The sequence below is a fragment of the Hymenobacter coccineus genome (genome assembly GCF_001816125.1).
GTDB lineage: Bacteria > Bacteroidota > Bacteroidia > Cytophagales > Hymenobacteraceae > Hymenobacter > Hymenobacter coccineus.
Genome location: NZ_MDZA01000022.1, coordinates 16,742 through 36,932, shown reverse-complemented (window position 1 = coordinate 36,932; position 20,191 = coordinate 16,742). Strand labels below are relative to the sequence as shown.

The 20,191-nt window shown below is 64.9% G+C and carries 16 protein-coding genes; 8 read left to right on the top strand and 8 right to left on the bottom strand.

Translation table 11 applies throughout. The annotated features are described in order from the left end of the window. Positions 1–132: 132 nt before the first annotated feature. The 8 genes from BEN49_RS01895 to BEN49_RS01860 form a co-directional block, all read right to left on the bottom strand. Positions 133–1,017 carry an N-acetylneuraminate synthase family protein gene (locus BEN49_RS01895; RefSeq protein WP_070739978.1) on the bottom strand — a complete coding sequence of 295 codons (885 nt, stop codon included), beginning with the start codon at positions 1,015–1,017 and terminating at the stop codon, positions 133–135. Between the two features lie 126 nt (positions 1,018–1,143). Further along, positions 1,144–1,638 (bottom strand): KdsC family phosphatase, encoded by a 495-nt coding sequence (locus BEN49_RS01890; protein ID WP_070739975.1) that lies wholly within the window; start codon positions 1,636–1,638, stop codon positions 1,144–1,146. Between the two features lie 132 nt (positions 1,639–1,770). Then, positions 1,771–2,577, bottom strand: a complete 807-nt coding sequence (locus tag BEN49_RS01885) for an SDR family oxidoreductase (RefSeq protein ID WP_070739972.1) — start codon at positions 2,575–2,577, stop codon at positions 1,771–1,773. A 108-nt stretch (positions 2,578–2,685) separates the two neighbouring features. Beyond that, positions 2,686–4,035, bottom strand: coding sequence for an aminotransferase class III-fold pyridoxal phosphate-dependent enzyme (locus BEN49_RS01880; RefSeq protein WP_239691773.1), 1,350 nt, complete (start codon positions 4,033–4,035; stop codon positions 2,686–2,688). Positions 4,036–4,157: 122 nt separating this feature from the next. Further along, positions 4,158–5,111 carry a transketolase family protein gene (locus BEN49_RS01875; protein WP_070739966.1) on the bottom strand — a complete coding sequence of 318 codons (954 nt, stop codon included), beginning with the start codon at positions 5,109–5,111 and terminating at the stop codon, positions 4,158–4,160. A gap of 103 nt (positions 5,112–5,214) precedes the next feature. Further along, positions 5,215–6,072, bottom strand: coding sequence for a transketolase (locus tag BEN49_RS01870; protein ID WP_070739963.1), 858 nt, complete (start codon positions 6,070–6,072; stop codon positions 5,215–5,217). Positions 6,073–6,201: 129 nt separating this feature from the next. Then, positions 6,202–7,002 (bottom strand): cytidylyltransferase domain-containing protein, encoded by an 801-nt coding sequence (locus BEN49_RS01865; RefSeq protein WP_070739960.1) that lies wholly within the window; start codon positions 7,000–7,002, stop codon positions 6,202–6,204. Then, positions 6,999–8,120, bottom strand: coding sequence for a CDP-glycerol glycerophosphotransferase family protein (locus tag BEN49_RS01860; protein WP_070739957.1), 1,122 nt, complete (start codon positions 8,118–8,120; stop codon positions 6,999–7,001). Before BEN49_RS01860 ends, BEN49_RS01865 begins: the two co-directional genes overlap by 4 nt. Positions 8,121–8,341: 221 nt before the next feature. On the opposite strand from BEN49_RS01860, the gene BEN49_RS01855 reads away from it, so the two are divergent. The 8 genes from BEN49_RS01855 to BEN49_RS30380 all read left to right on the top strand — a co-directional run bounded on the left by BEN49_RS01855 (position 8,342) and on the right by BEN49_RS30380 (position 20,186). Continuing rightward, the gene (locus tag BEN49_RS01855; RefSeq protein ID WP_083325677.1) at positions 8,342–11,164 is read left to right on the top strand and encodes a substrate-binding domain-containing protein; all 2,823 of its coding nucleotides are present in this window, start codon (positions 8,342–8,344) and stop codon (positions 11,162–11,164) included. Positions 11,165–11,549: 385 nt separating this feature from the next. Further along, positions 11,550–12,380: a PfkB family carbohydrate kinase gene (locus BEN49_RS01850; protein ID WP_070739954.1), complete on the top strand. Its 831-nt coding sequence runs from the start codon at positions 11,550–11,552 to the stop codon at positions 12,378–12,380. Between the two features lie 93 nt (positions 12,381–12,473). Further along, entirely contained in the window at positions 12,474–15,662 is a 3,189-nt protein-coding gene (locus tag BEN49_RS01845; protein ID WP_070739951.1) for a SusC/RagA family TonB-linked outer membrane protein, read from the top strand. 21 nt (positions 15,663–15,683) lie between these two features. Further along, positions 15,684–17,150, top strand: coding sequence for a RagB/SusD family nutrient uptake outer membrane protein (locus tag BEN49_RS01840; RefSeq protein WP_070739949.1), 1,467 nt, complete (start codon positions 15,684–15,686; stop codon positions 17,148–17,150). 281 nt (positions 17,151–17,431) lie between these two features. Continuing rightward, positions 17,432–18,418 carry a glycoside hydrolase family 30 protein gene (locus BEN49_RS01835; protein WP_438831769.1) on the top strand — a complete coding sequence of 329 codons (987 nt, stop codon included), beginning with the start codon at positions 17,432–17,434 and terminating at the stop codon, positions 18,416–18,418. Beyond that, complete coding sequence (locus BEN49_RS31135; protein WP_438831768.1) at positions 18,313–18,660, top strand: glycoside hydrolase family 30 beta sandwich domain-containing protein; 348 nt, start codon at positions 18,313–18,315, stop codon at positions 18,658–18,660. Before BEN49_RS01835 ends, BEN49_RS31135 begins: the two co-directional genes overlap by 106 nt. 45 nt (positions 18,661–18,705) lie before the next feature. Beyond that, entirely contained in the window at positions 18,706–19,851 is a 1,146-nt protein-coding gene (locus BEN49_RS01825; protein WP_317040381.1) for a glycoside hydrolase family 30 protein, read from the top strand. After that, positions 19,848–20,186 (top strand): glycoside hydrolase family 30 beta sandwich domain-containing protein, encoded by a 339-nt coding sequence (locus BEN49_RS30380; RefSeq protein WP_317040380.1) that lies wholly within the window; start codon positions 19,848–19,850, stop codon positions 20,184–20,186. The genes BEN49_RS01825 and BEN49_RS30380 overlap by 4 nt, the downstream gene beginning before the upstream one ends. Positions 20,187–20,191 lie beyond the last annotated feature (5 nt).

Sequence of the window (20,191 nt, the reverse complement as noted above, 5' to 3'; positions counted from 1 at the left end):
GGCGTGGGGCCCTAGAAAAGCGGGCCACTCACTAAAAAAGCGAGCGGCCCGAATAGTTTCAAGTAGTACGGCAGATTGTGGGAAAGGAGTTGAAACCGGACTTGCCTTTTAACTCTTCACTCTTAACTAAGGCTAGGCGGCCGTTACCTCGCGGCGCAGGCGGCGCAGGGGCTCTTTCTCGCTCTCGTACACCACCTTCACGCCATCGCCGAGGCCGGTTTCGGTGTCGCGGATGTCACGCACCATCTTGGCCATGCCGCCGGGCTCTACGCTGGCGGCGTGGTCGGAGCCCCACATGGCGCGGTCGAGGGTGAAGTGGCGCTCCACGAAGCAGGCGCCCAGGGCCACGGCCGTCACAGTGGTGCTCAAACCGGTTTCGTGGCCCGAATAGCCGATGGGCGTACCGGGGAACTGCTGCGTCAGCGTCTGGATCATGCGCAGGTTCAGCTCGGCCGGGGGGCAGGGGTAGGCCGAAGTGCTGTGCGCAATCATCAGGTTGTCAAGGCCCACGTAGGCCACGGCGTCCGTGATTTCGTTTTGGGTGCTCATGCCGGTGCTCAGCATCAGCGGGCGGCCGGTGGCGCGCACGCGGTCGAGCAGGGGCCGGTCGGTGAGCGAGGCCGAGGCCATTTTGTACAGCACGGGCGCAAACTGCTCCATGAAATCCACCGACGGCTCGTCCCAGCACGAGGCAAACCAGTCGATGCCGCGCGCCTTGCAATAGTCGTCGATGGCCGTGTATTCCTCCAAGCCAAACTCGGTTTTGCGCTTGTAGTCAATGTAGCTCATGCGGCCCCAGGGGGTGTCGCGCATCTTCTCCCACTGGTCCTTGGGCACGCACAGCTCCGGGGTGCGCTTCTGGAACTTCACGGCGTCGCAGCCGGCCGCCACCGCCGCGTCAATCAGCTGCTTGGCAATGTCAACGGAGCCGTTGTGGTTGATGCCAATTTCGGCGATGATGTAGCAGGGCTGGCCGGGGCCAATGCTGCGGTTCTTCTTGATTTGGACGGTGCTCATGCCAAAGCGGGTGGGTTGGAGAGGGCCAGGAGCTGGCCGGATAGGAGAAATAATGGTACGAAATAAGCAGGGCCGCGGGATTGTTTAGGGCCCTAGGGCCTCAGACGCGCCACCGGCCGCTTTATTTTAGCGGCTGGCAATAATAAACTCGGCCACTTCGCGGAAGCAGCCGTGCCCGCCGCGCGTTTCGCAGTGGAAATCGGCCACGGCCCGCGCAAAGCTGGTGGCATCGCCAGGGCAAGCCGACAAGCCCACCAGTTTCAAAATTTCCACGTCGTTGGTGTCGTCTCCGATGAAGGCAATTTCCTCGGCCGCCAGGCCCGTGCGGGCCAGAATTTCGTGCAGCCGCGCCGGCTTGTCCTTAATGCCCAGGTGTAGTTCCGTGATGCGCAGCTTGTCGGCTCGCTTTTGCACCGAACCCGAGGTTTCGCCAGTCATAATGCCGCTTTCCACGCCCACGGCCCGCAGGCGCTCTACGGCCATGCCGTCGCGGATGCTGAAGCGCTTCATTTCCTCGCCGCGCTCGGAGTAGTACACGCCGTTGTCGGTGAGCACGCCGTCGCAGTCGGTCAGCAACAGTTTGATGCGCTTGGCGCGGGCTTGGAGGTCGGTTAGGTTCACTTAGGATGAGTTGAAGGCTGTAGCGCGGACTTTGTAGTCCGCGGCGCTGCACGGTGATTGTTGAGCGGTAATCGGTAGTACGAAGCGAGAGCCGCGGACTACAAAGTCCGCGCTACAAGTCGTGGTACAGCGCTAAATGGCCGTCCAACCGCCGTCCACCACCAAGTTGGCGCCGGTCATGTAGGCCGAGGCTTCGGAGGCCAGGAACACGACGGCGCCTTGGTAATCGGTGGCGGCGGCCATACGGCCCAGAGGCGTCTTTGCGCTGTATTGCTTCACGAAAAAAGCGTCCTGGCTGTTTTCCACGCCGCCCGGTGAGAGCGTGTTCACCCGCACGCCCTGGGGGCCCCAGTAGGCGGCCAGGTAGCGGGTAAAGTTCACCACCGCGCCCTTGGTCATGGGGTAAGAGGGTGATTTGTAAAAAGTTTGCTCGCCGGCCTCGTTGCGGTAAATGCTTTGGTCGGGCCCCACAATGCCATAGGTGCTGGCCACGTTGATGATGGAGCCGCTGCCCTGCGCCGCCATCGGCGTGCCGAATACCTGCGCCGCCAGGAACACGCCCGTCACGTTCACTTCCAGCACCTTTTGGAACGTGGCGAGCGGGAAGTTCTCAAACTTGCTGAGGTCGGCGGCCAGCGCCGGGTTCTCGAACATGTCGTTGATGGCCGCGTTGTTCACCAGCACGTCAATGTGCCCGAACTGCTGGATAATCTGGTCGCGCGCCGCCGCCAGTGACTCAGGGCTAGTTACGTCCACCGTCAGCGGCAGGTGGGGGCCCCCGGGCAAGCCGGCCGCCACCGCGTCGGCCGCGGCCTGGTTAATGTCGGCCACCACCACGTTGGCGCCGGCCGCGGCAAGCGCCGCGCAGTGCTGCCGGCCAATCAGCCCGCAGGCGCCGGTGACGATGGCCGTTTTGTCGGTAAGATCGAAGAGGTTCATAAAGGAATTAGGCAAGCTGGCCCGGGGCCCTAAATTGGCCTGGGTTATCTGCATGACGGCCTGGGAGGGAAGGGATTTAGGGCCCCAGCGTTTGGGGGCCCTAAGTCTTTACTTCGCCTTCACCGGCGCAGCGTTGCTCACCTTGCGGAACACGGCTTCCACCGGCTCGCCGTGCAGGCGGGCGGCTACGTCGCCGGCCTCGATGGCCTCTTTCAGCAGAGGCAATACTTCGGCGTACATGGCCAGGGCGTGGGCCACGTCAGCGTCGGTGTGCGAGAAGCACATGTTGTGGAAGCCGCCCCACATGATGCCGCGCTTAAACAGCTCCTGCTGCACGTAGGCCTTCACTTCCAAGGGGTTGCCGGCACTGGCATCGAAGGTGACGATGCTGCGGCAGTCATAGCCGTAGCACTTGGTGTACTGGCTCAGGCCGAGGTCGGCGGCGATTTTATTGTAGCCTTCCTTGAGCTTGTTGCCCTGCTCGGCGAGGCGGGCGGGCACGTTCTGTTCGCGCATCTCGGCGATGGTGGCCATGGCCGCGGCCAGGCTCAGGGCCTCGCCACCGAAAGTGGTGAAGAAGAACACGTCCTGCTCGAAAAGCTGCATCACGTCGCGCCGGCCGGTGAGCAGCGAAATCGGCATCCCGTTGGCAAACGCCTTCGAGAACACCGCCAAGTCGGCCTTGATGCCGAAGTACTCCTGGGCCCCGCCCACGGCGATGCGGAAGCCAGTCCACATCTCGTCGAAAATCAACAGCGTACCGTTCTCTTTGCAGAGGCGGGCCACTTCGTGCAGGAAGTTGTCCTTGGGCGCGTCGAAAATGAACGGCTCCAGAATCACGCAAGCCACCTCGGGCGTCAGCAATTCTTTGAACGAATCGAGGTTGTTGTACTCGAAGGCGTCCACCAAGTCCTTGCTTTCCTGTGGGATACCCTTGTCGCGGCTCGTGGTGCCGATGTACCAGTCGTGCCAGCCGTGGTAGCCGCAGCACAGCACGTGGGGCCGCCCCGTGAAGGCGCGCGCCACGCGCACCGCCGCCGAGCACACGTCGGCGCCAGTCTTGCTGATGCGGATGCTCTCGGCGTTGGGGATAATCTCGTGGATAAGTTCGGCGAACTGCACTTCCAGCTCGTGCATCATCGAAAATGTGATGCCGTCTTCGAGCTGCGCCCGAATGGCGTCGTCCACGCGCGGGTAGGCGTAGCCCAGCGAAATGGGGCCGATACCCATCTGAAAATCAAGGTACTCGTTGCCGTCCACGTCCCAGATGTGAGCGCCCTTGCCGCGCTTCACGTACTTGGGGGCCCCGCCCTTGGTGTACTGCCCGGGGCCCTTGGCCAGGGTCTGGGTCACCGGCGTCATGATGGAAGTGGCGCGGGCGTACAGCGCGTCCGACTCGGTGAAGTCGGGGTAGTTGGCGTTGGAAGAAACGGTGTTGGGCATAGTGGGAATTGTCATCCTGGGCTTGCGAAGGATCTTATCACTCCTGCGCCGCAGTGGTTAGTGGTTCTGGCGAAAGCAGCCACGATAAGATGCTTCCTTCGTCAGCATGACAGGCGATTAAGGCAACGAACGAGTAACTACTCGGCGAATTCGTTTTCCACCACTTCGGTTTTGGTGGTGATGGCGGCGGGGTTGGCGCCGAGCTTTTCGGCGATGCGCTGGGCAATGTGCTGGCCGGTGAAGCCTTCGTATTCGAGCACTTCGCTCAGCAGGCCGGGCTTGTACCACTTCTCGTTCAGGGCGATGGGCAGCACCTTGGCGGTTTGCTCGTTCTTCAGCAGCACCTCGGCCAGGATGGAGTAGAGGCCGCCGGTTTGGAAGTGGTCTTCCAGCGTCACGACCAGGCCGCCGGCCTGCACCACTTGAAGCAGTGCGGCTTCGTCCACGGGCTTGAGAGTGCGCAGGTTCACGAGGCCCACCGATTTGCCCTGGGCTTCGAGCAGCTCGCGGGCGATGAGGGCCTGCTCGAACAGCATGCCGTACACGAGAATGGTGGCGTCGGTGCCGGTGGCCACTACTTCGGCCTTGCCCATTTCGAACGGCGTGTGCTGGTAAGTGCTGGGGCGGGTGTTGATGCGCACGTAGGCGGGGCTGGGCGAAGCCCAAATCTGGGGCAACATGCCCAGCATGTCGGCTTCGTCGGCGGGCGCAAAAACGGTCATGCCGGGGATGCCGCGCATCAGGGCCACGTCTTCGATGGCCTGGTGGGTGGGGCCGTTGCCATCCGACAAAAAGCCGGGCACGAAACTGCTGATTTTCACCGGCAGCTGGCCGATGCCCACGTCGGTGCGGATGAATTCAAAAGCGCGCAGCGTGAGGAACGTGGCCAGCGCGTGCACCACCGGGATGCGCCCGCGCAGGGCGAGCCCGGCCGCCGCCCCAATCAGGGTTTGCTCGGTGATGCCGGTGTCGATGAACCGGGGCCCCAGCACGGCCGGCAGGTTGCGGATGAGGGCGCGGTTTTCGGCTGTCATCACGATGAGGCGGTCGTCGGCGAGGGCCGTTTCTTTGATCAGTTCTTCGTAGTTCATATAGGTTAGAATAGTAGCGTGGACTCTGCGAGTCCGCGTCGTTGAACGGTCATCGGCAGGACGAAGCGAGCGTCGCGGACTCGCAGAGTCCACGCTACAGTACTTAACGCACCGTCAGCGTTTCCGAGGTGAGCGTGGTGGCTTCCTGGCTGTGCAGCTCTTTCAGAAGCTCCACTACCTCGTCCGACGAGAAGTTGCAGAACCAGCGGTCGGCGCGGGCCTCGATGCTGGGCAGGCCGCGGCCGCGCACCGTGTCGCAGATGATGACCGAGGGCTTATCATCGGAGAAGGGCAGGGCCCCGAAGGCGGCTTCGAGTTGCGCGAAGTCGTGGCCGTCGATGCGCTGCACGGCCCAGCCGAAAGCCTCGAATTTGGGCCCCAGCGGCTCCAGCGGAATCAGGTCTTCGGTGGCCACGTTGGCCTGGAAGTGGTTGCGGTCCACGACCAGCGTGAAGTTGCTGAGCTTGTGGGCAGCGGCCACCAGCACAGTTTCCCAGACAGAGCCTTCGTTCAGCTCGCCGTCGCCGGTGATGACGATGGTGCGGTTGGTCAGGCCCCGCATCCGGTTATCCAGCGCTACGCCCAGGCCCACGGAGGGCAGGTGACCCAAGGAGCCCGAGTGGAACTCGACGCCCGGCACCGAGCGGTTGGGGTGCCAGTAGATGGAATCGTTCGATTTCAAGTGGTTGGCCAGGCGCGCTTTGGGCATGAAGCCCAACTCGGCGAAGGTGCCGTAGAGGGCCGGCACGTCGTGGCCTTTGCTCAGGAACAGGAAGTCGCGGTCGGGTGCGTCAAGCGTTTCGGGGCTGATGTTCAGGAAGTCGGCGTAGAGGTACACCAGCAGGTCGGTGCAGCTCAGCGAAGCGCCAGTGAAGCAGCCGCCGTCGGTGCTCAGGCGCACGATGTGCTCGCGCACGCGTAGGGCCAGGGCTTTTAGTTCGTCTTGTTTTTCGGAAGTCATTTCGGGTATTGAGTCGATACGAAAAGAACGTCATGCAGAGCGCAGCGAAGCATCTTTACCGCGTAACTATATGATTACTGGCGTAGTAAAGATGCTTCGCTGCGCTCTGCATGACGTTTAATTGTTATGTTATAAAGCCTTGGTTTGGTCGGCAGCCACGGTTTTTAGCTCGTCCAAATGGTTGCGGTACCAGTTCACGCCGGCCAGGCTGGCGTTCAGGGCGTAAATGTCCGGCCTTTGTTTTAATAAAGCGAGAATATCGTCCAGGCCGAAGGCCGGATTGGCCGGATAAAGGGCCTCAAATACCGCCTTAATGAATTCGTAATCTTCGCGGTAGTCGATGGTGAGGCGGTGCGACATCGAGTAGTCGAGCCCCGTTTCCCAGGCCACGTTGGCGAGGCGGAAGCGGCCGGGGTTTTCCCAGAAGAAGGGCGTGGTGTGCTCGCGCTCCAGCGGGCGCTGGGCCTCGCGCCAAGCCGTTTCCAGGGCCCCCAGCGGCATCACTTCCACGTCGTTGCCGTCGGGGTAGGTGGCGGGGTGCAGGTTGCTCACAAAGTCGTACTGGCCCGCTGTATCTATATAATAGCCCAGCACGCTGTCAATCACGGCGGGGTCGATGAGGGGGCAGTCGGACGGGATTTTCACCACCGCATCCACCGGCCCGAAGGCCAGCGCCGCCTGGTAGTGCCGGTCGAGCAAGTCGGTGGGCGAGCCGCGGAATACGTTGATGCCGTGGGCTTCGCACATTGCCACCAGGGCGTCGTCGGCCGCGTCGGTGGTGGTAGCCACCACAATTTGGCCGGCCAACTTGGCCATTTGCACGCGCTCGACCATGCGCACTAGCAGGGGCTGGCCGGCCAGCGGCAGGGTCACTTTATCGGGGAGGCGTGAGGAGCCGCGGCGGGCCTGAATGACGGTGAGGATATTCACGAGCGGGCGGGTTGGGGTTGGGCAACGGCCGGGGTGGCGCTGGGGGCCCCAGTAGCTGTAGGGGCCCCAGCGGTGGGGGCGGCAAAACCTTCGGGCTGGTACTGTTTCAGGAAAGCCGGGCCACTGCCCGCAAAGCTGGCGTAGCGGCGGCACACGTCGGCGATGCGGCGGGCCGAGGTGCCGTGGTTCTGCCAGGGCAGCTTGCGCTTTAGGTCCTCCACGTCGAAGTACGAGTGCACTGGGATGCCCAGGGCCAGGCCCACGAAGGCCACGGTGCTGTACTGGGTGATGAGCTCTGCGCAGTTGGCAATCATCTCCTCGGTGTTGCCCTCGGCGAAGATGCGGGTGCCGGCGGGGGCCCAGCGCAGCACCTCGGCGGTGGCGCGGGCCATGTTTTCGTTGGGGTGGAATTTGAAGAACATGGGCCGGCCGGCGGCGATGCGCGTGGCCTCGCCGATGAACCGCTTGCGGTTGTCGGGCCGGTAGGTTTCGCGCATGTCGGTGGTGGCTACCAGCACGTAGCTGCGGTGCGGGAAGCTGTTGTGGCGCAGCTTCTCAATGTCGTCGAAGTTCGGGATTCCCGTCACCACGAGCTTGCCCGCGTCCACCCCAACCTGCCGGAAGTGCTCGGCGTATCCGGCCGAGGCCACGCAGTACACGTCGCAGCAATTGTTCATCCCGTTCAGGGCCGTGCTGATGGTGAGCACGGGGTAGCGGGTGAAGCGCTTGACGATGCGGGCCCAACGGTTGAGCGGGTCCGTCATGCCTTCCTGCACGAACACCGACTTGGTTTTGGCTAGCAGGTTCCAGGGCGCGATGATGTCGGAGCAGCACACAATCAGGTCGTACTGATGGCCGTACACGCGGGCCTCGAAGTCGTTGGGCAGGCCGTGGGCGGCCAGGTAGCGGTCGGCCTTGGCCTGGATGTTGCCCGTCACGATGGTGCCCTTCAGCACGTTCGACCAGATGAGGAAGCGGTAGAAGGGGCGCTGCCAGCCGTCGTAGTACAGCTGGCTGAAAAACGGATCGAACTCGTCGCGCAGCAGCTCGGCAATCTGGTGCATTTGCGTGGTCTGGTTGGGCGAGCCAATCAGAAACAAGACTTTTTTGCGCGGCATACGGGTGGGAGGGGAGCAAAAGCCAAACGGGAAGCAAATTTACGGCGGCCGGCCGTAGTGCGCCATTTTCCCATTAACTTGGGGTAAGGTTTGCGCAGTTTCGGGTAAAACCTGCGCAGTACCGGATGGCCCAAGGCGCCGCCGCGAAACGGCCCCCGCCGTGGGGTCCCCACAATCAAACCATATCTTTGGCACAATGGGGAGGCTAGGCATTGGGTAGCATGGCGAAAGCGTTGAATAAGCTGGGGCTTTGGGTGGGGCACTGGGCGCTGGGCCTGGCCCTGCTGGCGGGGTGCGGGGCCCCGGCGCCGCCGGCGCCCGCGTACCGCATCGGGTTTTCGCAGTGCAGCACCAACGGACCCTGGCGGCAGGCCATGCGCGCGGGCATGGACCGCGAGCTGAGCTTCCACCCCGAAGTGCAGCTGCGGATGCTGAACGCCAACGACAACAGCACCTTGCAGCGCCAGCAAATCCGGGAGCTGCTCGACGGTGGCATCGATTTGCTGATTGTGTCGCCCTACGAATCGGCGCCCGTGACGCCGGCCGTGGAGGAAGCCGTGGCCCGCGGCGTGCCCGTGGTGCTGCTCGACCGCCGCACCGCCTCGCCGCGCTACACGGCCTACGTGGGCGGCAACAACCTGGAAGTGGGCCAAACCGCGGCCCGCTACGCGGCGCGCCTGCTGCACGAGCAGGGCGACGTGGTAGAAGTGCTCGGGGGCCCCGGCTCGTCGGCCACCACCGAGCGCCACCAGGGCTTCGCGCGCGAGCTGGGGGCCCACCCCGGCCTGCGCCTGGTAGGACAGGTCACCGGCGATTGGAAGGACCAGGCCCTGCGCCCGGCCCTGACGGCGCTGCTGCGCCAGCACCCCGGCGTGGGCCTGGTGTACGCCCACAACGACGCCATGGGCCACGGGGCCCACGAGGTATGCCGGCAGCTGGGCATTGCCAACCGCGTGAAAATCATTGGCGTAGACGGCCTGGCCGGTCCGGGCGAGGGCATCGACTTTGTGCAGCGCGGCGTGCTCACAGCGTCGGTGCTGTACGCACCGGGCGGGGAGGAAGCCATGCGCACGGCGCTGAAAATCCTGGGCAAGCAGCCCTTCAAGCGCCAAAACACGCTGGGCACCATCGTCATCGACTCGACCAACGTGGTGACCATGCGCCAGCAAACCGAGAAGATGAACAGCCAGCAGGGCGACATCCTGCGCCAGCAGGGCCTGCTGCAAACCCTGCGCGCTACCTACAGCAGTCAGCAAACCATTCTGTACGGGCTGCTGGCCAGCCTGCTGGGAGCCCTGGCGCTGGGGGCCCTGGCGGTGCAGTCGGCCCGCCGCAACCGCCAAATCAACCGGCGCCTGGCCGAGCAGAACGCCGAGAACGACCTCATCAACCGGCAGCTGGTGCGGCAGAACGAGGAAATCCTGCACCAGCGCAACCAGCTGGAAGCCCTGGGCGAGCAGGCCCGCGCCGACACCGAGGCCAAGCTGCGCTTCTTCACTAACTTCTCGCACGAGCTGCGCACGCCGCTCACCCTCATTTTGGGCCCCGTGGAGGAACTGCTCGGCAGCAGCCCCGACCTGTCTGCCGCCCAGCGCCACGACCTGGGCCTAGTGCGCCGCAACACCCAGCGCCTGCTGCAACTGGTGAACCAGCTGCTCGATTTCCGCAAGATTGAAGTGGGCAAGATGGCCGTGCGCGCCACCGAGGGCGACCTAGTCGCCTTCGTGCGCGAGATTCTGGACGCGTTTGAGAAGCCGGCCCGGCTGCGCGACATCCGTCTGCGGCTGGTGGCCGCTGAGCCAGCGTTGACCGGCTGGTTCGACGGCAACATCCTGGACAAAGTGTTTTTCAACCTGCTGTCCAATGCGCTGAAATTCACCCCCGAGCACGGCCAAATCACCGTTAGCCTGCAAGCGGCCAGCGACGGACAAAGCCTGCGCGTGAGTGTGGTCGACACCGGCCGCGGCATCAGCGACCAGGACCGGGCCCACATCTTCGAGTGGTTTTACCAGGGCGACGCGGGGGCCGTGGCCAAGGGCTCGGGCATGGGGCTGGCCCTGGCGCAGGGGCTGGTGCGGTTGCACTTGGGCCAGCTCACCTTCAGCAGTCAGGCGGGCCAGGGCAGCACGTTTGCGGTGGTGCTGCCGCGCGAGCTGCCCGCGGCCCTGCGCGCCACGGGGCCCGTCGAGCCCAGCACGTTTGCCCTCGACGAGCCCGAGCCGCTGCCCGAAGCGGGGCCCCTGGCGCTGGACGCGCCCGCCGCCGAAGCTGCCAGCGAAACCCTGGTGCTCGTCATTGAGGACAACCCCGAGGTGAACGACTTTTTGGCCCGTAAGCTGCGCACCGCGTTCCGCGTCGAAACGGCCACCGATGGCCACACCGGTTTCCGGCTGGCCACCGAGTTGATTCCGGACCTGGTGGTGTGCGACGTGATGATGCCCGGCCTGAGCGGCCTGGAAGTGGTGGCCCAGCTGAAGGCCGACTGGCGCACGAGCCACGTGCCGGTGGTGCTGCTCACCGCCCGCCACGCCGCCGAACAGCAGGTGGAGGGCGTGCAGGCCGGCGCCGACCTCTACCTCACCAAGCCCTTCAACCCCACCTTTCTGCTCGAAAGCGTGCGCACGCTGCTGGCCAACCGTGCCCGCCAGCGTGCCCACTACCGGCGCGAGCTGGCCGTGGACGTGCCCCCCGGAGCCTCCGCCGGCCCCGACCAAAAGTTCCTGGCCGACCTCACGGCCATCGTGGAAGCCAACCTCACCAAAACCGACCTGAGCGTGGAGGACGTGGCCCGCAGCCTGGGCATCTCGCGCATGCAGCTCTACCGCAAAGTGAAGGCCGTGCTGGGCACGGGCGTGACGGACTTCATCCAGGGCCTGCGCCTCACCAAGGCCCGCGAGCTGCTGCTCGACGACGCCCTCACCGTGGCCGAAGTGGCCTACGAGCTGGGCTTCTCATCGCCGTCGTACTTCTCCACCAGCTTCAAGGCGCGCTACCAGCTCTCGCCGTCCGAGTTCCGGGTGCGCCACAGCAGCCCGGCTCGGTAAGCTGGGTGAGGGGGGTGGGTGAGGGGGGTGGGTGGAATCATGGAACGTCGCTTTCGGGTCGTTGCCTTTGGGACGTTATGCATCGCTTTAGAACGTCATGCTGAGCGCAGCCGAAGCATCTCTCCCGCTGAGTAAATGATTGCTGCCGCAGTAGAGATGCTTCGACTGCACTCAGCATGACCGAGGAAGAGGCTTTCGCCACGGTTACAATCTCAAAAGCGACGTTACAAAAGTGAAACCGGACCTGGACAGGATCTGGTTTTTTTGTGGTGGTTTCCAATGTTAATCAATCGGTTGCGTAGTATTTCGCTGGGTGAACGGCGCGTGCAACAAATGAGCAAGGGCTCCCGGGTGGGCCCCGGACATTTGTTGAAACTCCGCCCCCGTGACGCAATCGTTTACCCCCATCATTTGCTTCGGCGAAAGCCTCTGGGATGTGCTGCCGGCCGGCCGCCAGCCCGGCGGCGCGCCCTACTTGGTGGCGGTGCACCTGCACCGGCTGGGCCAGCCCGTGCGGCTGGTGAGCCGGTTGGGGCGCGACGAGCTGGGCACCGAGCTGCTGGCCGCCATGGACGCCCACGGCCTCGACCACAGCCTGGTGCAGCACAGCCCCACCCACCTCACGGGCGTGGTGAAGGCCAACGTGCAGCCCGGCCACGATACCACCTACAAAGTGGTGCAGCCCGTGGCCTGGGATTACATCCGCTTCAGTGAGGAGCTGCGGGCGGCGGTGGCTGGGGCCCCTATGCTGGTGTACGGCTCGCTGGCCGCCCGCACCGCTGCCACCCGCGAAACCCTGTACCGCCTGCTGCAACACGCCACCTTCAAGGTGTTCGACGTGAACCTGCGGCCCCCGCACTACACCCGCGAAGTGGTGAAATACCTGCTCCGGCAGGCCGACTTCGTGAAACTGAACCTGGCCGAGTTGGCCGAAATAATGGCCTGGCTGGGGCAGCCCGCCGCCGAAACCACGGCGCTGCCCTATCTGGCTGCCCACTTCGATCTGCAAGCCTTGTGCCTGACGAAGGGCGCCGCCGGCGCCACGCTCTGGACCGATAACCAATTCTTTTCCAGCGACGGCGGGGCCCCGGCGACGCCGGATACCATCGGCAGCAGCGACGTTTTTCTGGCCGAGCTGCTGGCTCACTGGTCCACGGGGCCCCCGGCCACTTGGTGGCCCCGGCTGTGGGCCGCGCCCGTCCTCGCCACCCCTTGAATCCTGCAACCAGCCGCTGGCCGGGCCCCACCGGCGCCGCTGCTGAGCGCGTCGGTTTCCTTTTTTCATTTACGCCCACCTGTTCCCATTACCATGTCTTCACCCTTACAATCGCCGCGCGGCTTGTGGCCGCTGACCGGCAAGCTGCTGACCCCGGCGCTGAGCAGCCTCCTTCTTACCAACGTGGCCCTGGCTCGTCCCGTGGCCGCCGCGGCTGCTCCTAGCGCAATCGTATCGCTGGCCGCCGTGCCGGTAACCGGCCGCGTGACGGGCCCCGACGGCAGCGGCCTGCCCGGCGTGACGGTGCTCGTGAAGGGCACCACCAACGGCACCTCCACCGCCGCCGACGGCAGCTTCTCGCTGAGCGTGCCCGACGCCGGCGCTACGCTGGTGTTTAGCTCGGTGGGCTTTGTGCGCCAGGAAGTGCCGGTGGGCAGCACCACCACCTTCACCATCAGCCTGGCGGAAGACCAGCAAGCCCTGAACGAAGTAGTAGTAGTGGGCTACGGCACCCAGAACCGCCAGGAAGTAACTACTTCGGTATCCTCCGTTGGTGCGGCGGCGCTGGCCCGCCAGCCGGTGGCCGGCTTCGACCAGGCGTTGCAGGGCCAGGCGCCCGGCGTGCAGGTCACGGCGCCTTCCGGGGCCCCCGGCGCGGGCATCAACGTGCGGGTGCGGGGCAACGCCTCCATCAGCCTGAACGGCTCGCCGCTGTACGTGATTGACGGCGTGCCCGTGCTGCCGAGCTACGACCAGGAGATTACCTCGGGCAACCAGCGCCTCAACCCGCTCAACGCCCTGAACCCGAACGACATCGAGAGCATCGACGTGCTGAAGGACGGCGCAGCGGCGGCCATCTACGGCCTGCGCGCCGCCAACGGCGTGGTGGTCATCACCACCAAGCACGGCAAGGTGGGCCAGGCCCAAGTGGGCCTGAGCGTGTACTACGGCCAGCAGAAGCTGCGCAAGAAGCTCGACGTGCTCAACGCCACGCAGTTTGCCGACGAGTTCAACCAGATTCAGGCCAACGCAGGCCTAGCGCCGGGCTTCCCCACGGGCACCGCGCTGCCTTACAACACCGACTGGCAGGACGAGATTTACCGCCCCGCCAACCTGCAGAGCTACCAGCTGAACGTGAGCGGCGGCACCGAGAAAACGCGCTACTACGTGGCCGGCGGCTACTTCAAGCAGGACGGCATCAGCCTGAACTCGGGCTTCGACCGCTACAACTTCAAAATCAACCTCGACCAGCACGTCAGCAACCGCTTCCGCGTCGGCACCAACCTGAACCTGAGCCGCACCTTCACCAACGGCAGCACGCGCTCGGAGCAGGGCATTGGCAACTCGGGCACGGTGCTGGGGGCCCTGGCCCAAATCCCGACCATCCCGGTGCGCAACGCCGACGGCACCTACGGCATCAACCCGTTCCAGTCGTTTGACAACCCGGTGGGCAACTTGCTGGAAAGCACCAACAAAGCTATTATTTACCAGGTCATCGGCAACGTGTACGGCGAGCTGGACTTGCTCAAAAACCTAACGCTGCGCACCTCGGGCGGCATCGACTTCCGCACCCAGCTCGAAAACCAGTTTACGACCCGCAACTACCCCGGCACGTCGAACTCGGACCCCTCGACGCGCGGCTCGGCCCGCACCACCAGCAACCAGCAGGCCATCTGGCTCTTTGAAAACACGCTGACCTACGTGCCGACCATCGCCGGCGACAAGCACCACCTCACGCTGCTGGCCGGCCAGTCGATGCAGGCCTCCGACCGCTTCACCTCGGGCGGCGGCAGCCAGGGCTTCGCCTCCAACGCTGTGCCCTACGTGAGCGCCGGCGCCATTGCCTCGGGCATTCCGAGCAGCTACCAGGAGCAGTGGTCGCTGCTGAGCTTCTTCGGCCGGGCCAACTACGACTACGAAGGCAAGTACCTGGTGCAGGCCAGCTTGCGCGCCGACGGCAGCAGCCGCTTCAGCGAGCAGAACCGCTTCGGCTACTTCCCGGCCGTGAGCCTGGGCTGGCGCGTGTCGAAGGAATCGTTCTTCCCGCAGGCCCCCGCCGTGTCGAACCTGAAGGTGCGGGCCAGCTTCGGCTCGAACGGCAACCAGGAGATTTACGCCTACCAGCGCTTCTCGCGCTACGCCCCGGGCTCGAACTACCAGGGCGCCGGCTCGACCATCCTGGGCGGCATCACCCAGAGCGACATCGGCAACAACGTGCAGTGGGAAACCACCAACCAGTACAACGCCGGCATCGACCTGGGCCTGCTCAGCGACCGGCTGCTGTTCACTTTTGACATTTATAACAAGCGCACCAACAACCTGCTGACCAACGTGCCCATTCCGGTAAGCACGGGCGTGGGCACGCTCAGCGTGATCCAGAACGTGGGCACGATGGAGAACAAGGGCATCGAAATTGGCCTCGTGACCACCAACGTGGCCGCCAAGGACAACGGCTTCGGCTGGACCACGAACTTCAACGTGAGCGGCAACCGCAACAAGCTGCTCGACCTGGGCACCCAGGCCAACGACGCCGGCGTGGTGGTGAACCGCAGCATCATCGGCGGCTACAGCATCACGCAGGTGGGCAGCCCGTTGGGCGCGTTCTACGGCTACCAGGTGCAGGGCATCTTCCAGAGCGACGCCGCCGGTACGGCCGCCGCCACTCAGAACGGCTCGAAGGGCAAGGCCGGCGACATCCAGTTTCGCGACATTAGCGGCCCGAACGGAGTGCCTGACGGCGTTATCAACGACCAGGACCGCACCGTGATTGGCAACCCCAACCCCAAGGCGTTTGCCGGCGTGACCAACAACTTCACCTACAAGGGCCTGGAGCTGAGCGTGTTCTTCCAGGGCAGCTTCGGCAACGACATCTACAACGCCAACCGCCAAACCATTGAAGGCCAGGCCGACCCGCTGAACCAGAGCACCCGCGTGCTGAACCACTGGACGCCCACCAACACCAATACCGACATTCCGCGCCCCGTGCGCAACGACCCAAACGGCAACAATCGCTTCTCGGACCGCTTTGTGGAAGACGGCAGCTACGTGCGCCTCAAAAACGTGACGCTGGCCTACAACGTGCCGGTTACCCTCAGCCAGCGCGCCGCCATCAAGAGCCTGCGCGTGTACGCCACCGGCCAGAACCTAATTACCTGGACGAACTACCTGGGCTACGACCCCGAAGTAAGCGCCGACCCCTTCTCCTCGACAGGCCTGGGCCGCGACTTCGGCGTGTACCCACAGTCGCGCACCTACACCGTGGGCCTGAACGCTACTTTCTAAGCCGCTCGATTTTCTATTCCCATGAAAAAGATATTCCTACCCCTTTGCGCGCTGACGCTGCTCAGCGGCTGCGACTTCCTGCAAAAAGAACCGCTGCCGAGCATCACGCCCGAAAACTTCTTCCAGACTTCTGACGACGCCGAGGCCAGCCTCACGGCCGTGTACGACGCCTTGCAAGGCACGGGGGCCTACGGCCAGGACCTAAACGTGATGGGCGAAATGCCGTCCGACAACTGCACCAGCGCCAACGGCGATGTGGCGGCGATGGATAAAATCATCTGGGTGCCTACCACCAGCCAGGTCAATAACGTGTACCAGCAGGCCTATCAGGGCATCAACCGGGCCAACATCGTGCTGAAGTACGTGCCTACCGTGGCGATGGACACCACCCGCCGCGGCCAGATTGTGGGCGAGGCGCGGTTCGTGCGCGGCCTGTGCTACTTCAACCTGGTGCGGGCCTACGGCGGCGTGCCGCTGCGCCTCCAGCCCACCGAGTCGGGGGCCCCGGAGGTGGTGAACCTGGCCCGCGCTTCGGCCGCCGACGTGTACGCCCAAGTGGTGGCCGACCTCACCGCTGCCGCCACCCGCATGCCCGCCACCAACCCTAACCGCGCCACCCGCAACGCCGCCAACGGCATTCTGGCCCGCGTGCAGCTCACGCAGCGCAACTGGGCCGCAGCCCAGGCGGCCGCTCAACTGGTGATTGCTGCCGGCGTGCAGCTCAACGCCACGCCCAAGAGCCTGTACCCGGCTGAAAACAAAGGTGTTGAGTCGCTCTTTGAAATCCAGTACGCCGGCACGGCCGACGGCGGCAACCTGCTGCCCGACCTGCTGCTGCCTTCGCCGCTGGCCACTTACTCGTTCCCGAAATTCAACATTCCGACCGCCAACCTGCTGGCCGCCGCCGATACCGTGAACGACAAGCGTTGGGCCTTCAACGGCGTCATCAGCAGCAACAACCAGCGCGTGGGCCGCGACCACGTGAGCTACATCGACGGCAAGAGCGGCAACAGTAACGACCGGGGCCCCTTCGTGTACAAGTGGACCAGCATCGGCAACGGCTTCAACTCGGTAGACAACACCTACGTGATTCGCTTTGCCGAAGTGCTGCTGGCCTACGCCGAAGCCGTGAACGAGCAGAACGGCCCCACTGCCGATGCCCTGGCCAAGCTGAACCTAGTGCGCCAGCGCGCCGGCCTCGCCGCCCTCACCTCGGCCTCGCCGCAGGCCGCCAGCAAGCAGGCTCTGCGCAACCAGATTGACCTCCAGCGCCGCCTGGAGCTGGCCTTCGAAGGCGAGCGGTGGTTCGACCTGCTGCGCTACGCCCGCCACACCGCCGCCGACGCCTCGGCCACCCACGCCGTAACGGCCCTGGACCTGATTGCCCAGCAGCGCAGCGGCGCCCGCGACGTGAATTACCTGCTCTTCCCGCTGCCCCAGAGTGAGCTGAACACCAACCCCCAGGCGCAACAAAACCCTGGCTACTAATGCTTCGTCTGCTACGAGCGGGGCCCCCGGTGGGCCCCGCTCGTTTGCTTTTTGGTCCTTCCTAATTCCCTTTTCGATGCGCTTCGCCGTTCCGTTCGTTTCTAAAGTATTGGCTGGGGGCCCTGGGGCTGGCGGCGGCCGCGCCGGCCCGCGCCCCGCGCCCGGGGGCCCCAAGGCCGAGCTGTGGCTGACCACGCCCCGACCGCACGGCGCTGTTTCAGCGGCAGGCGGGGGCCCTGGCGTTTGGGGCGGCGGGGGCGAAGGCCCAGGCCGGGGGCCCGGTGATTGAGGTGGACGCGGCCCAGAAGTTTCAAAGCATCGACGGCTTCGGGTACTGCCTGACGGGCGGCAGCGCCCAGCTGCTGCGCGCCATGAGCGCCCCGGCGCGGGCCAAGCTGCTGCAAGAGCTGTTCGGCACGGCGGGCTCGGCCATCGGCGTGAGCTACTTGCGCCTGAGCATCGGCGCCTCGGACCTGGACGCGCAGGTGTTCAGCTACGACGACCTGCCGGCCGGCGAAACCGACCCCACGCTGGCCAAGTTCAGCCTGGCGCCCGATGAGAAGGACCTGATTCCGGTGCTCAAGGAAATCCTGGCTATTAGCCCCAATATCAAGCTGATGGGTTCGCCCTGGAGCCCGCCGACCTGGATGAAAACCAACGGCAATTCCAAGGGCGGCAGCCTCAAGCCCGAGTTTTACGACGCCTACGCCCGCTACTTCGTGAAGTATATCCAAGGGATGAAAACGCACGGTATCCGCCTCGACGCGGTGACGGTGCAGAACGAGCCGCTGCACCCCGGCAATAACCCCAGCCTGCTGATGGAGGCCGCCGACCAGGCCGTGTTCATCGGCAAGGCCCTGGGTCCGGCCTTCAAAGCGGCCAAGTTGGATACCAAAATCATCTGCTACGACCATAACGCCGACCGGCCCGATTACCCCATTACGGTGCTCGACGACGCCACGGCCCGGCCCTACGTCGACGGCTCGGCGTTCCACCTCTACCGCGGCGAGATTGGGGCCCTGGAGCAGGTGCACGCCAAGTACCCGAACAAGAACCTGTACTTCACCGAGGAATGGGTGGGGCCCCCGGCAACCTGCCCAAGGACCTGGCCTGGCACACCAAGCAGCTCACCATTGGGGCCACGCGCAACTGGTGCCGCACCGTGTTGGAGTGGAACCTGGCCGCCGACCCGCAGCAGAACCCGCACACGCCCGGCGGCTGCACCGAGTGCCTGGGGGCCGTCACGCTGGCCCCCGGCGACGCCGTGACCCGCAACCCGGCCTACTACATCACGGCCCACGCCAGCAAATTTGTGCGCCCCGGCTCGGTGCGCATTGCCTCCACGCTGCCCGCGGGTCTGCCCAACGTGGCCTTCAAAACCCCCGCCGGCCGCACCGTGCTGGTGGTGCTGAACGAGGGCGCGGGGCCCCAGGCCTTCGCCGTGCGCAGCCAGGGCCGCGTGCTGGCCGCCACCCTGGCCGCCGGCGCGGTGGGCACCTACGTGTGGTAGGGCCCCGGCGCTCGGTTGTTCCCTTCGTTTTTTCTGGTTTGCCCTATGATGCAGTACGTTAAACATTCGTTGCTGGCCGGCGGCTTGCTGCTGCTACTGGCCGGCGGCTGCCAGAAAAAGGGCGACGACACGCCCACGCCCGCCCCGCCCACGCCTGTGAACCCCACGCCGGCCGTGGCCTCGCAGGTGGCCCTGTGGCTGACGACGCCTGACAAATCGGCCCTGTTCCAGCGGGTGCGGCTGCCGCTGAACTTTGGGGCCCCGTTGGCCGGCGACGCCAACCCGGTAATTGCCGTGGACACCACCAAAACCTACCAGGGCATCGACGGCTTCGGCTACACCCTCACCGGGGGCAGCGCCCAGGTCATCCACCAGCTGGGGGCCCCGGCGCGGGCGGCGCTGCTGAAGGAGCTGTTTGCTACCGATAGCACGTCGTTGGGCGTGAGCTACTTGCGCGTGAGCATCGGCGCCTCCGACCTGAGCGCCCAGGTATTTACCTACGACGACCTGCCCGGCGGGCAGACCGACGTGAACCTGGACAAGTTCAGTTTGGGCCCCGACCAGACCGATTTGATTCCGGTGCTGAAGGAAATCCTGGCCGTCAACCCTAGCATCAAAATCATGGGCTCGCCCTGGACAGCGCCCGCCTGGATGAAGGTGAACGCCGACGCCGGCAACCCCGCCAAGGGCGGCAGCCTGGCCCCGCAGTACTACGACGCCTACGCCAAGTACTTCGTGAAGTACGTGCAGGCCATGCAGGCCCAGGGCATCGCCATCGACGCCGTGACGCTGCAAAACGAGCCGCTGAACCCCTTCAACAACCCCAGCATGCTGATGCAGGCCCCCGAGCAGGCCGCTTTCATCAGGAACAGCGTGGGCCCGGCCTTCGCCGCCGCGGGCATCACCACCATAATCATCTGTTACGACCACAACGCCGACCGGCCCGATTACCCCATCAGCGTGCTCGGCGACGCCGGGGCCCGGCCCTACGTCGATGGCTCGGCGTTTCACCTCTACGGCGGCTCGATTGATGCCCTGAGCACGGTGCACAACGCCTTCCCTGCCAAGAACATCTACTTCACCGAGCAGTACGTGGCCGCGCCCGGCAACTTCTCCGCCGACCTGGCCTGGGCCGTGAACAACCTCATCATCGGGGCCACGCGCAACTGGAGCCGCAACGTGCTGGAGTGAACCTGGCCGCCGACCCCTTCAACGGGCCCTACACCAACGGCGGGTGCAGCACCTGCCTGCCGGCCGTCACCGTCAGTAGCGCGGCGGCCCTCACACGCAACCCCTCGTACTACATCATTGCGCACGCCAGCAAATTCGTGCGCCCCGGCTCGGTGCGCGTGGATACCAACGTGCCCGGCAACCTGCAAAACGTGGCCTTCAAAACGCCCAACGGCAAGCGCGCCCTCATCGTGCTGAACACCGGCAGCGCCCTGCAAGCCTTTAACATCCAGTACAAAGGCAAGGTGCTGGCCACCTCGCTGGCCGGCGGCGCGGTGGCTACCTACGTCTGGTAGCGAGG

Bases quoted from the DNA above. Each gene is read 5' to 3' on its own strand.
- BEN49_RS01840 (WP_070739949.1), top strand. From the start codon at position 15,684: ATGAAAAAGATATTCCTACCCCTTTGCGCGCTGACGCTGCTCAGCGGC.
- BEN49_RS01870 (WP_070739963.1), bottom strand. From the start codon at position 6,072: ATGACTTCCGAAAAACAAGACGAACTAAAAGCCCTGGCCCTACGCGTG.
- BEN49_RS01895 (WP_070739978.1), bottom strand. From the start codon at position 1,017: ATGAGCACCGTCCAAATCAAGAAGAACCGCAGCATTGGCCCCGGCCAG.
- BEN49_RS01880 (WP_239691773.1), bottom strand. From the start codon at position 4,035: ATGACAATTCCCACTATGCCCAACACCGTTTCTTCCAACGCCAACTAC.
- BEN49_RS01885 (WP_070739972.1), bottom strand. From the start codon at position 2,577: ATGAACCTCTTCGATCTTACCGACAAAACGGCCATCGTCACCGGCGCC.
- BEN49_RS01855 (WP_083325677.1), top strand. From the start codon at position 8,342: ATGGCGAAAGCGTTGAATAAGCTGGGGCTTTGGGTGGGGCACTGGGCG.
- BEN49_RS01860 (WP_070739957.1), bottom strand. From the start codon at position 8,120: ATGCCGCGCAAAAAAGTCTTGTTTCTGATTGGCTCGCCCAACCAGACC.
- BEN49_RS01875 (WP_070739966.1), bottom strand. From the start codon at position 5,111: ATGAACTACGAAGAACTGATCAAAGAAACGGCCCTCGCCGACGACCGC.
- BEN49_RS01825 (WP_317040381.1), top strand. From the start codon at position 18,706: ATGATGCAGTACGTTAAACATTCGTTGCTGGCCGGCGGCTTGCTGCTG.
- BEN49_RS01845 (WP_070739951.1), top strand. From the start codon at position 12,474: ATGTCTTCACCCTTACAATCGCCGCGCGGCTTGTGGCCGCTGACCGGC.